Source organism: Sphingomonas sp. CCH5-D11 (assembly GCF_001557395.1).
GTDB lineage: Bacteria > Pseudomonadota > Alphaproteobacteria > Sphingomonadales > Sphingomonadaceae > Sphingomonas.
The window spans coordinates 1-12,844 of record NZ_LSKH01000042.1 but is presented as its reverse complement, the minus strand read 5'-3'; the positions used below and the strand labels follow the sequence as shown (position 1 = coordinate 12,844).

The 12,844-nt window shown below is 65.8% G+C and carries 7 protein-coding genes; 3 read left to right on the top strand and 4 right to left on the bottom strand.

All coding sequences use genetic code 11. The features are described from left to right. Nucleotides 1-125: 125 nt before the first annotated feature. Both AX702_RS02905 and metH read left to right on the top strand, forming a co-directional pair. The gene (locus tag AX702_RS02905; protein ID WP_231731701.1) at nt 126-1,211 is read left to right on the top strand and encodes a homocysteine S-methyltransferase family protein; all 1,086 of its coding nucleotides are present in this window, start codon (nt 126-128) and stop codon (nt 1,209-1,211) included. Nucleotides 1,212-1,390: 179 nt separating this feature from the next. Next, nucleotides 1,391-4,090: a methionine synthase gene (gene metH / locus AX702_RS02900; protein WP_066775926.1), complete on the top strand. Its 2,700-nt coding sequence runs from the start codon at nt 1,391-1,393 to the stop codon at nt 4,088-4,090. A gap of 182 nt (nt 4,091-4,272) precedes the next feature. On the opposite strand, the gene AX702_RS02895 is transcribed toward metH, so the two are convergent. The 4 genes from AX702_RS02895 to AX702_RS02880 form a co-directional block, all read right to left on the bottom strand. Next, nucleotides 4,273-6,237, bottom strand: coding sequence for a glycoside hydrolase domain-containing protein (locus AX702_RS02895; protein WP_082745945.1), 1,965 nt, complete (start codon nt 6,235-6,237; stop codon nt 4,273-4,275). Beyond that, nucleotides 6,234-7,793 (bottom strand): sulfatase family protein, encoded by a 1,560-nt coding sequence (locus tag AX702_RS02890; RefSeq protein WP_066775925.1) that lies wholly within the window; start codon nt 7,791-7,793, stop codon nt 6,234-6,236. The genes AX702_RS02895 and AX702_RS02890 overlap by 4 nt, the downstream gene beginning before the upstream one ends. Continuing rightward, nucleotides 7,793-9,205 carry a sulfatase family protein gene (locus AX702_RS02885; RefSeq protein ID WP_066775923.1) on the bottom strand — a complete coding sequence of 471 codons (1,413 nt, stop codon included), beginning with the start codon at nt 9,203-9,205 and terminating at the stop codon, nt 7,793-7,795. Before AX702_RS02885 ends, AX702_RS02890 begins: the two co-directional genes overlap by 1 nt. A 157-nt stretch (nt 9,206-9,362) precedes the next feature. Further along, on the bottom strand, nt 9,363-11,861 hold the full coding sequence (locus tag AX702_RS02880; RefSeq protein WP_231731700.1) for a TonB-dependent receptor: 2,499 nt from the start codon (nt 11,859-11,861) through the stop codon (nt 9,363-9,365). Nucleotides 11,862-12,014: 153 nt separating this feature from the next. Here AX702_RS02880 and AX702_RS02875 point away from each other — a divergent pair. Further along, nucleotides 12,015-12,844: alpha/beta hydrolase fold domain-containing protein (locus AX702_RS02875; RefSeq protein ID WP_066775915.1), on the top strand; the 830-nt coding region annotated here is incomplete at its 3' end.

The window sequence follows — 12,844 nt, the reverse complement described above, 5'->3', positions numbered from 1 at the left end:
GGCGATCATCTCGCAGCTGCTTATGGTGTCGCGGTCGAGATCTTGATGCGCGGCGACGGGAGGAGGGTGATCGTGCCGACACGTCCGATCTGACAGGCTTCTTGAACATATAAAGATATCTTTATATGCTGCGCGTTATGCCCAGCCATGCCAGTCTTGCGCCTGATGGCGCCCGTGAAGCCCTGCTCGCCGCCGCACGCGAGCGCATTCTCGTCACCGATGGCGCGTTCGGGACGGAGATCCAGAACTGGAAGCTTTCCGAGGCTGATTATGCCGGCACGCTGGGGCTGAGCCATGACCAGAAGGGCAATAACGACATTCTCGCGCTGACCAAGCCGGAGGTCCCCGAGTCGATTCACCGCGCCTATTTCGAGGCCGGTGCGGACATCGCCGAGACGAACACCTTCTCGGCCAACCGCATCAGTCAGGCCGATTATGGCGCGGAAGGCCTGGTGCGCGAGATCAACATCGAAAGCGCGGCGATGGCACGGCGCATCGCGGATGAATTCGCCGCCCGTGATGGGCGGCGGCGCTTCGTCGCCGGGGCGATCGGACCGACCAACAAGACGCTGTCGCTCTCGCCCGACGTCAACGACCCCGGCTTTCGCGAGATCGACTTCGATTACCTGAAGCAGGTGTATCGCGAGCAAACCGATGCGCTGATCGAGGGCGGCGCCGACTTCATTCTGATCGAGACGGTGTTCGATACGCTCAACGCCAAGGCGGGGGTGATGGCGGCGTCCGAAGCCGCCGAAGCGTTCGGGCGCGACGTGCCGATCATGCTGTCGATGACGCTGACCGATCTGTCGGGGCGTAACCTGTCCGGCCATACGGTGGAGGCGTTCTGGCATGCCGTGCGCCATGCGCGGCCGGTGACGATCGGGCTGAACTGCTCGTTTGGGGCGGAACAGCTCCGCCCGCATGTGAAGACATTGAGCGAGATCTGCGACACGCTGATCATGGTTTATCCCAACGCCGGCCTGCCGAACGAACTGGGCGCTTATGACGAGGCGCCGGCGACAACGGCGGGGCTGGTGAAGGAATGGGCGGTCGCCGGGCAGGTTAACGTGCTGGGTGGCTGCTGCGGATCGACGCCGGCGCATATCAAGGCGATCGCGGATGCGGTGCGCGGTTTGACGCCGCGCGTAGTCCCGAAGCCGCCGGTGCGCACGCGGTTGGCGGGGCTCGAGCCGTTCACCATGGCTGCGTGACTTGACTCCCTCTCCCCGCGTGCGGGGAGAGGGTGGCCGAGCCGTAAGGTGAGGTCGGGAGAGGGGCAGTGTGGGGGCGTGACGCTCGTGACTGCCCCTCTCCCCGACCCTCTCCCCGGAGGGGAGAGGGAGAAGAAGTGACCCTCTCCCGCAACCGGGGAGAGGGAGAAGGAAAAACGATGACCACCTCCTCCACCCAATTCGTCAACATCGGCGAGCGCACCAACGTCACCGGATCGGCGGCGTTCAAGAAGCTGATCATGGCGGGCGATTACGACGCCGCCGTCACCGTCGCGCTCAACCAGGTCGAGAATGGCGCGCAGGTGATCGACGTCAACATGGACGAGGGCCTGCTCGACGCGGTCGAGGCGATGACCACGTTCCTGAAGCGCATCGCCGCCGAGCCGGACATCGCGCGCGTGCCGGTGATGATCGACAGTTCGAAGTGGGAGGTGATCGAGGCGGGGCTGAAGTGCGTCTCCGGCAAGCCGATCGTCAATTCGATCAGCATGAAGGAGGGCGAGGAGAAGTTCCTCGCCGAGGCGAAGAAGTGCATGGCCTATGGCGCCGCGGTGGTCGTCATGGCGTTCGACGAGGTCGGGCAGGCCGATACCGAGGACCGCAAGGTCGAGATCTGCCAGCGTGCCTACAAGCTGCTGACCGGCATCGGCTTCCCGCCCGAGGACATCATCTTCGACGCCAACGTCTTCGCGGTCGCGACCGGGATCGAGGAGCATAACAATTACGGGGTCGACTTCATCGAGGCGGTGAAGCGGATCAAGGCGAGCTGCCCGCACGTCCATTTCTCGGGCGGGCTGTCGAACCTGTCGTTCAGCTTCCGCGGCAACGAGCCGGTGCGCCGCGCGATGCACTCGGTGTTCCTCTATCATGCGATCCCCGCCGGGCTCGACATGGCGATCGTCAACGCCGGGCAGCTCGACGTCTATGACCAGATCGATCCCGAATTGCGCGAGGCGTGCGAGGATGTGATCCTCAACCGACCGGCGCGGCGTGACGACGAGACGCCGACCGAGCGGCTGATCGCGATCGCCGAGCGCTTCCGCGGGCAGAAGGGCGCGGTGGCGGACGACAAGGCGGCGCTGGAATGGCGGACCTGGCCGGTCGAGAAACGGCTGGAGCATGCCTTGGTGCGCGGCATCGACGCCTTCGTGGTCGAGGATACCGAGGAGGCGCGGCAGCAGGCTGCGAAGCCGATCGAGGTGATCGAAGGCCCGCTGATGGACGGCATGAACGTCGTCGGCGACCTGTTCGGATCGGGCAAGATGTTCCTGCCGCAGGTGGTGAAATCCGCCCGCGTGATGAAGAAGGCGGTGGCGCATCTGCTGCCGTTCATCGAGGCGTCGAAGGAGCCGGGCGCGAAAGGCAAGGGCAAGATCGTGCTCGCCACGGTGAAGGGCGACGTCCACGATATCGGCAAGAACATCGTCGGCGTGGTGCTCCAGTGCAACGGCTTCGAGATCGTCGATCTGGGCGTGATGGTGCCGTGGTCGAAGATCCTCGACGCGGCGAAGGAGCATGACGCCGACATGATCGGCCTGTCGGGGCTGATCACCCCGTCGCTGGACGAGATGGTAACGGTGGCCGAGGAGATGAAGCGCGCCGGCATGACCATGCCGCTGCTGATCGGCGGCGCGACCACCAGCCGCGTGCATACCGCTTTGCGGATCGATCCGGCGTACCAGGGCGCGGTGGTCCATGTGCTGGACGCAAGCCGCGCGGTCGGCGTGTGCACCTCGCTGGTCTCGGAATCGCAATCGGCCGAGTTCGTCAGCCGAACCAAGGCGGAATATGAGGACGTGCGCGTCAAGCGCGCCAATGCGTCTGGATCCAACCTCGTGTCGCTTGAGAAGGCGCGCGAGAATGGCTTCGTCGCCGACATGGCGCTGAAGCCCGCCGCGCCGCTTCAGCCCGGTATCCACCGCTACGACAATTGGAGCCTGGAGGACCTGCGCGAAGCGATCGACTGGACCCCGTTCTTCCGATCGTGGGAACTGGCGGGCAATTATCCGGCGATCCTTGAAGACGAGATCGTGGGCGAGAGTGCCCGCTCCTTGTTCGCGGACGCACAGGCGATGCTCGACACGATCATCGCGGAAAAGTGGCTCACCGCGCGCGGTGTCGCGGCCCTGTGGCCGTGCCACCGCCACGGCGACGACGTGTTCGTGCAGCACCGCCACTCCGACGATCATCGCACCCCCGATGGCGGCAGCGTGCCCGAGCATATTAGCGTGCCCGATCTCGATCGAAGCAACGAGGAGAGCCGGCGCTTGTGCTTCCTTCGCCAGCAGGTCGCGAAACGTGAGGGCCGGGCGAACATGTGCCTGGCGGACTTCATCGATCCGCAGGGCGACTGGATGGGGGGCTTCGCGGTGGCGATCCACGGCATCGACCCGCATCTGGCGCGCTTCAAGGCCGAGACCGACGATTACAACGACATCCTGCTGAAGGCGCTGGCCGATCGCTTCGCAGAGGCCTTTGCCGAGCGGCTGCACCAGCATGTGCGGACGACCTTGTGGGGCTATGCGCCCGACGAGCAGCTGACCAACGAGGCGCTGATCCGGGAGCAGTATCGCGGCATCCGCCCGGCGCCGGGCTATCCCGCTTGCCCCGATCATACGCTGAAGCCCGAGCTGTTCGACATGCTGGCGGATGGCACTGGCGATGTTGCGGGGATCACGCTGACCGAGAGCATGGCGATGCTGCCGACCGCGGCAGTATCAGGCTTCTACTTCGGGCACCCGGACGCGGCCTATTTTGGGGTGGCGCAAATCGGGCAGGACCAGGTGGCGGACTATGCAACGCGGCGCGGGCGGCCGAAGGAGGAGGTCGAGCGCTGGCTACGGCCGAACCTGAGCTGATCCACTTTCTCCGTTCGTGCTGAGCTTCTCGACGAACGTGCCGGGAGCGGTGGCGCTTGTGGCACGCCCCTTCGACAAGCTTCGGGGTAGGGTAGCCCCCTCCGTCATCCCGGACCTGATCCGAGATCCTGCTTCTTCTTCTCCCGACCCGCGGGCAAGGCAGCGGAGCCCGGGGTGTCGCCCTATTCCAGGATCAGCGTGCCTCTCGGCTGTGGCATGCCATCCACGGTGATCGTCGGCGCATCCTTGCCGTCCTTGCGGATCACCAGCACCCGTCCGTCCCCCAGCGTCACCGTTGCGCGCTCCACCAGCGGCGCAGCGACCGTCCACTCCGGCCTGCCGGGCACAAGCGGGTAAAGACCGAGGCTGCCGAAGACGTACCAGGCCGACATCGCGCCCGCATCATCGTCCATGCCATCAGCATAGCCCTGCGGCGCGAGCGCGAAGCTGCGGCCGTGCCATGGCTGCGGGCGCTTGCCCTCATTGGCATAGGGATGGTCGACGGCTTGCGTCAGATAGCGGTGAACGATCCGCGCGCTCGTTTCCGGCCGGCCGAGCGCGGCATAGAGCCAGGGCGCCTGGATGTCGGGCTGATTGGTCATGTTGTAGAGATCGCGCGCGAAGAAGGTGTCGAGTTCGCCGAGGAAGCGGTCACGGCCGAGTGTGGCGACCATCCAGTCCAGATCGAACACCGGCGCCCAGCGATATTGCCAAAGCGTGCCCTGATAGAGGCCGCGCGCCTTCACCACATCGGCGTCGGGACCGAGATTCTCGAACACCTTTCGCCACATCGGCCGATACGAGAGCGCCCGGGCATGAAAGCGGTTCGCCAGTGCGGTGTCGCCGAGATCGCGTGCGAGCTCGGCGATCGCCCAATCGTCATACGCCGCTTCGATCTGCTGGTCGGGGGTGTCACGCTGAAGCGTGTCGCTTTCGCGCACCATGCCGGCGAGCGCGGCGCCAGCGTCGAAGCCGGCTATGCCGCGGCGGCGGAAATCGAGCAGCGCGATGCCGGCATGTTCGGTGCGCACGGATAGGAACGGCTCGGTCCGCGTCGACCAGCGTTGCTTGCCCTCGCCATCGAGCGCGACGAGCGAGCGGGCGATGTCGGCGGCGCGCGCGGGATCGATCAGCGCGATGAGCGGCAGCTGCGTGCGGTAGTTATCCCAGAGCGCCCAGCTGGTGTAGCGGGTCTGGCCGGGCGCGGACTGATGGATCCGGCCGTCGCTGCCACGGTGGCGGCCGTCCGGATCGTCGATCGCCACGGGCGTCTGCATGACGCGGAACAGCGAGGTGTAGAAGAGTGCGCGCTGCTCGCGCGGCGCCTTCACCTGAATGCGGGAAAGTTCGCGCTGCCATTGCGCGCGGGTGTTGCGCAGGATGGCGGCGAACGGGCGCGTGCCGAGTTCGATATCACGCACGGCGGCCGCAGCAGCGGGATCGACGGTAGAAAGCCCGGTGCGCACCTCCACGATCGCGCCGCGCTTCAGATCCAGCGGTAGGAGGGCGGCCGAACCGCTTACCGTCGCGCCACTGCTTGGTCGCGCGTCGACGGTGATGCGGCTGGCGCTGTGGATCGTGTAAGCGCCTTGGTCGCAGACCGTGCCGGCGGTCATGGTCGCCCACAGCTCGCCGCGGGTGGCGGTGAGCGTCGCGGCATGACGCTTCGTATAGGCGTGGGCGGCGTCGACGCGCAGCATGTAGCGACCGGGACGGGACACGGTGAAGCGCAGCAGCCCGGCGCCGCGCGTCGCGGTCAGGTCGGCGGCAATGCCGTTGGCGTACGTGACCCGGTATCGCCCGGCACTGGCCCGTTCGCTCGCCTTGTCCATGGGTGCGAGCGGGGCGGCACTGTCGGGCAGCAGGGAGATGAGCAGATCACCGCCCCCGCCGCCGCAGCCGACCCCTACCGCGCGGGTATGCGAAAAGCCGCGAAGCCGGCTCGCCGCGAAGTCGTAACCGGCATGGTTCTTCGGCGTGGTGTCGGGGCCCAGCTGCACCATGCCATAAGGCGCGACGGCTGCCGGGGTAAGCTGTCCGAAATCAGCAAGCGTGCCGACGAGCGGATTAACCAGATCGACCGCCTTCTCGCGTGCGATGGCCGGCGCCGCAATCAGCAGCGCGATGGCGGCGAACGCAACCCTCATTTGGCTGGCGGGCGGAAGAAGCGGGGCGGAAAGGGCGCCATCCCTGAGCCCTTCGGATCGCGCAATTCATTGCGCTCACCCGCATCTGCGCTGAGCGGGATCTGCATGCCGTTCGTTTCTTCCAGCAGGCGAAAGAGCTTGGCACTCATCCGTTCGGCCAGGTCCTCATGCCCAGGCCGGGCGAGGAGATTGTCGCTTTCGTGCGGATCGGCGGCGAGATCGTACAATTCGTCCAGATCCCAGATGCCGTGGAAGTGGATGTATTTGTACCGGTCCTCGCGCAGTGCGTGGACGGTGGGCGTTTGTGGGAAGTTCCGCTCCCAATAATATTCGTACAGCAGCTCCTCTCGCCACGGCACGTCGGCAGCCCCGCCGTTTGCCGGGGAGACGCCGATCAGGGGCAGCATATTCGCGCCGGCCATGCCATCGGGGGCTTCCAGCCCGGCGGCTGCGAGCATCGTCGGGGCGACATCGATATTGGCGACGACCTGTTCGACGGCGCCAGCGCCGAACAGCGACGGGCAGCGCATCAGCATCGGCACGCGCATCGATTCCTCATAAGCGGCGCGCTTGTCGATCAGCCCGTGCTCGCCGAACATGAAGCCATTGTCGCCCATGTAGAGGATCAGCGTGTCATCGAGTTCGCCGCGCTTCTCTAGCAGGTCCATGATCCGGGCAATGCCTTCATCGACCGCGAGCAGCGTTTCCATGTAGCGCTTGTAATAATCGCCGATGTCGAGCGTGCCGTGATAGGGATAGTCGACGCCGTGCCAGCTGTTGCGCTGGTTCTCGACCCACATCGGCCGGCCCGGCACGCCAGCCTTCATGCTCTCGGGACAGCGGAAGGTTTCCTTGTCGTAGCGACCCTTGTGGCGATCGGCCGGGATGAACTCCGAATGCACTGCCTTGTGCGCCAGATGCATCATCCAAGGCCGACTGGAGTCCCGGCTACCGATCCAGTCCAGCGCGTAGTCTGTCAGTTCGTCGGTGATGTAACCCTTCTGTGGCACCTTGCGGCCATTGACGTTGAGCCCGTCCGCGCTCGGCAGATACGTGCCTTGCCCCTTGAAGCTCACCCAATGGTCGAAGCCGGGCTGCGGCGCATCGGTTTCGATCCCCATGTGCCACTTGCCGATGAACGCCGTGTCGTAGCCGGCGGCCTGAAGATATTCGGGGTAATAGGTGAGGCCGGGCGGTATGGGATGGTTGTTGTCCACCACGCGATGCTGGTGTGCGTAGAGGCCGGTGAAAATCGACGCGCGGCTGGGCGAGCAGAGCGCCGTGGTGACGAAGGCGTTGCGGAAGTGGACGCCCTCACGCGCCAGCCGATCAAGCGTCGGGGTGTCGCCGAAGTCCTGCGCCTTCATGAAGCCCATGGCGTCGTAGCGATGATCGTCGGTCAGGATGACGAGGATGTTCTTGGGACGGGCGTTCGGCCTGCGGCGGAGCTTCAATTGCTTGGGCGCCGGTGTGGCGCCTGCCGCAAAGGTGTAGAGGCCAAAGGCGCCGCCGGTGCCGGCGAGCAGGACGCCGCGCCGGTCGATGCCCCTGGCCATCAATGCTCACCCACATGGGCATAAGGGTCGGTCTGCCCGGCGAGCCAGGGATCTTTGGTCGCCGCCCGAGTCGCGCGCAGCCGTTCCGCCAGCTCCGCCTTCACCGCGGCATAGGCGGGGTCGGCGGCGACGTTGGTAAGCTCGCCCGGATCGCGGGTGAGGTCGTACAATTCCTCCGCCGGACGCTGGAGATAGGCGGCTTGCTCGCGCTTGCCGAGCCGGATCGCGGGATCGGCGCTGATCGCCTTCCACGAGGGCGATCCCGCGACGTCGCCGGCAATCGGATAGGGGAGCTGATAGGCCAAATTCAGAATGTAATTGTGCGTGCGCGTGCGAATGCAGCGCATCGGATAATATTGGTTGATCTCGTGAAAGTCGTGGCTGGCGACGATCGCGTTGCGCGCGGGATCGTCGGCCTCGCCCAGGATCGGCAGCAGCGTAGTGCCAGACAGCTTGTACGCGGCCGGGGGCGCAACCCCGGCCCAGTCGAGTACGGTCGGCGCGATGTCCGTCCAGCTGACCATCGCATCGCTCACCGCCGGCGCGCTGCCGGGCGCATGGACGATCAGCGGCAGGTGAATGCCGGCGTCATAGAAATTGGTCTTGGCGCCCGGGAAAGGCCGGCCATTGTCGCTGAGGAAAATGACCAGCGTATCCTCGGCACGGCCGGTGGCGGCGAGATCGTCGAGGATCATGCCGACGCCCGCATCAAGGCGGCTGAGCGATTCATAATATTCCGCGAGATCCTGCCGCACGGCGGGCAGATCGGGGAGATGCGCCGGTATCTGCACGCGGCGCGGATCATAGCTTTGCGGCTTCACGCCTGGCCACGCACGGTCGTTGCCGTAATCAACTGCGGCGCGGTGCGGATCGCTATATGCCACCGTCACGAAGAACGGGCGGTTATTGGTCGATCGGATAAAGCTGGATGCGGCGATCGCGAGTTCGCGCACGTCGCGGATGCCGCCGCGCTCCGGCACCAATTCTGTCTCGTAGGGAAAGGCGCTGTCGGGGCCGACATGCTTCTTGCCGACCAGCGCCGTGGCATAGCCGGCGCGGCGCAGCATCGCCGGCAGCGTCTCGATGCCCGGCAGCAGCGACTGGTGGTGCACGTCATGCTGCAGGCCATACATGCCGTTCTGGTGCGTATAGAGCCCGGTGTTGATCACCGCGCGGCTGGGGCTGCACGACGAAACGGCGGCATAACCGTGGCGGAACAGCGTGCCCTGTCGTGCGAGCTGGTCGAGCCGCGGCGTCTTTACCGCGACGCCGTAGCAACCAAGATCAAGGCCCTGGTCGTCGGAGATCAGCAGCAGCACGTTGCGCTGCCTGGTGACGGGCTGGGCAAAGGCGGGGGCGGCGGAAGCTGCGGCCACTCCGGCGATGCCCTTCAACAGGTTACGTCTGTCCATCGCCCGCTTCTACTCCCACCCGTCATTCCCGCGAAGGCGGCAATCCATAAACGCCGAAGGTTCGTCTCCTTCGATGCGTTGCGGGTATGGATCCCCGCCTCCCCGGGGTCACAGATATTTGATCCTCCCCATGCCCGGCATGGGGAGGAAACAGGTATCAGAACTCGAACGCTGCGCTGAAGCGGAACGAACGGCCGAGGATCGGACGGGCAAGGATCACGCCTTGGCCCTGGCCACCGATGATGCGCGGGTTCTGTTCGGTCAGACCGAGTTCGTCGGTCAGGTTGTTGCCGGTCACCTGCAGGCGAATGCGATCGGCCACCGTCACTGAGACACCAGCGTCGAGCTGGTAGAAGCTCGGCAGGATCTGGTTGTTCTCCGGATCGGAGAAGCGATCGCCGGTGTATTGCAGGGTGGCGAACAGCGACGGCTTCACGCTGCCGATCGGCAGTTCATAGGCCGGCGTCACGCGCCACATCCACTTGGGCTGACGCTGCACGCGATTGCCGGTGTTGTCGATTGCCCCGTTGCCCGTGAAGAAATCACGATAGGTGCCGTCGAGGAACGTACCGGCGGCCGCCAGGCTGAAGCCCTGGAACGGGCGAAGCACGCCCTCAAGCTCGACGCCGGTTGCCTTCGCGCCGCCATTGGAGCTGGTCGGCACGTCGTTGATGATCGTCGTCGTGGCCAGCCCGTCGAAGCGGTTGTGGAAGACGGTGGCGTAGAGGTTGGCGATGTCGGTCGAGACTTTCAGGCCGCCCTCGAAAGTGTCGACTTCCGCAACAACCGCAAGGCCGGTGTTGTTGGCGATGTCGGCAGCGCTGGCCTCGCGCAGGTTATCGAACTGCGGGAAGCTGTTGCCGCGGCTGTAGCGCGCGAACACGCCCAGGTTGCGGCTGAAGTCGTAGTTCACGCCCGCCGTCCACGACCATGCATCGTCGCGATAGCTGATCGTGCGCAGCGGCCCGAGCACGGTGACATTGTTGTCGTACAGCGTGTTCGGATTGCCATCGAGGTCGACATTGCCGCCCTGCGCCGCCGAACGCGGCGTGCTGAGTGTGCCGTCCACGATGTGGCGCTGCCAGCGGATGCCGCCGTCGATGCGCAGTTCCGGCGTGATCTGGAACTCGTCAACCGCATAGAAGGCGAGATCCTGACCTTCATACCAGGCGCTCACCTGGAAAGCGGGGCCGCTGGTGAAGCCGCGCAGCGTCGCCTGCTGCGCCGTGCCTGCCGCGCTGGTGACGGCGAGGTCAAGCCGGCGGGCGTTCGGCTCTGCGGTCAGGAGGACCTGGTTGCCCAATGCCCACTGATCGCGCGAAGTGAAGTTGGTGTAGTAGAAGCCGCCAGTCAGCTTGTTGTTGCCGCTGGTCCACTCCAGCGCCGAGTCCGTCACGAAGGACGAGATCTTCTTGCGCACTTCCCAGATGCCGGCGCGCAGCACCTGCGTGTTGGCGCCAGTGGCCAGCGCGCCGCTGCCATCGGCATAGACCAGCGAGGAGACGGTGGCACCGGCGCCTGCGAGGCGGGTCGCCATGACGGATGCGGCAACCGGCGCCTCGGTCGGCACGAGGCCAAGCGTGTTGGCGTTGCCGCCCATGTAGCTCATGCGCTCACGCACGCGCAGACCGTCCAGCACCTCATAGTCGAAGGTGAAGCCGGTGTTGATCACCTTGGCGCCGCGGCCATCCTTCAGATCGACGGTGCGGCCGACGACGTTCTGCACGGCGCGCGTGTCCGGGCCGTTCAGCGTGCCGGTGCCATGATCGAAGCCAGGATACTGGCTGGTATCCTCGCCATCCACGACAACCGGGATCGGCAGCAGCCACTGGCCGCGATCGTTGAGGTAACGGGCGTAAACCTCGACCGAGCCCTTGTCGCCGAAATCATGATGAATGTTTGCGGTGATCTGGCCACCCTGCTCGGCACGGTAGCGCGGATCGCGGATGCCGTTGCTCTGCGCGTAATAGCCGCCGATCATGAAGCCCGTGTCGGGGCCGATCGGGCCGGAAATCCAGGCGTCACCGCGGATTTCGTCGAAATCGGTGTACGAAAGCTTGGCGAGACCATGGAACTCGCTGCCGCCGATGCGCGGCACCACGTTTACCGTCAGGCCCGGCTGGCCGTTGGAGAACAGCGAGCCGGTGCCACCGCGCACGGCTTCCACGCGCTGCACCGTCTCGTCCAGGCGGATGAGCTGCGAATTCTCGAGAAACGACAGCGTCGGCGGCGCGAAGACCGGCGTGCCGGCATATTGGAACGTCACGAACTGCGCGTCGCCGCCCGATGGGTAGCCGCGCACGAAGATGTTGGCGCCGTTCTGGCCGCCAGAGCTTTCCGCCATGACACCCGGAACGGTGCGCAGCAGATCCGCGGTGCTGTTCGGCGCAGCGCGCTCGATCGCGTCATTGCCCAGCGTGGTCACGGCGAAGGACGCGTCCTGGCGACGCGTGCCGCCGCCTGCCGTACCCACGACAACGATATCCTCGCCGGCCTGGGCGGCGGTGTCGACAAGTCCGGTTTCCGGCTCGGCACGCTGTGCGCTATCCGCGGCCTGCGCGGCGGAGGGATCGGTCTGCGCGGCAACCGGCATGGCGGCGAGCATGGCGCCGGCGGCCGTGCCAATCATGAGACGGCTCATGAAGGTGGAAAGCATGATCTTTATCCTTTTGCTTCCGCCGCTCCTCCCGGTAGCGGCCTGATGGGCGCGAAATAGGAGTGCGGATTCCGCCCGTCGAGGTGGACAACTACCGGTGTTGCGCAATCCCGTGGCGGGTGCAGCCTTTCTGCAACAGGTAAGGAGGAGACGATGGTGAAATCAGGCATGGCGCTCGCAATGCTGCTGCTCGCTGCTCCTGCGGCGGCACAGACGGTTGAGGTGCCGGCGATGACGCTGCCGCCCTCCAGTTTGCTGAGCGAGGAGGCGAAGCGCGTCATCGTACGCCAGCAGGCCGTCCGCCCACCCGATTTCGGCAACGACATCGCGGCGGCGCGCGCCTTTTGGGGTCGCTACAATGACGAGCGCCTGGCGGAGATGCGGCGCCATTTCCGAACGAGCGAGCGGCGTGAGCGGATGGGCGGTGTCACGGTGGACGTGGTGACGCCGGTTGCGGGGCCTACCGCCCGCAATGCGGCGCGCGTGCTGATCAACGTGCACGGCGGCGCGTTCATGTGGGGCAGCGGCAGCGGCGCGCTGGTGGAGGCGATCCCGATCGCGGCGACCATGGGCGTCAAGGTGGTGACGGTGGATTACCGTCTTGCGCCGGAGCATCGCTATCCGGCCGCGTCGGAGGACGTGGCGGCGGTCTATCGCGAACTGCTGAAGCGGTATCGGCCGGAAAATATCGGCATCTATGGCTGTTCGGCCGGAGGGATCATTACCGCCCAATCGGTCGCGTGGTTCCAGAGCCATGGCCTGCCGCGGCCCGGCGCCGCCGGCACGTTCTGCGGCACCGGTGCGGGATACGCCGGGGACAGTGCCTATCTGTCGGACCCGCTGACCGCCGGCAAGCCGATCCGGGCGGGCGACCTTCCGGCCGATCTTGCAAGTATTTACATGAAGGATGTGCCGCTCGGCGACCCGGCCGCCTATCCGCTGCGCGCCGAGGCGGTGATGCGGCAATTCCCGCCGACGCTGCA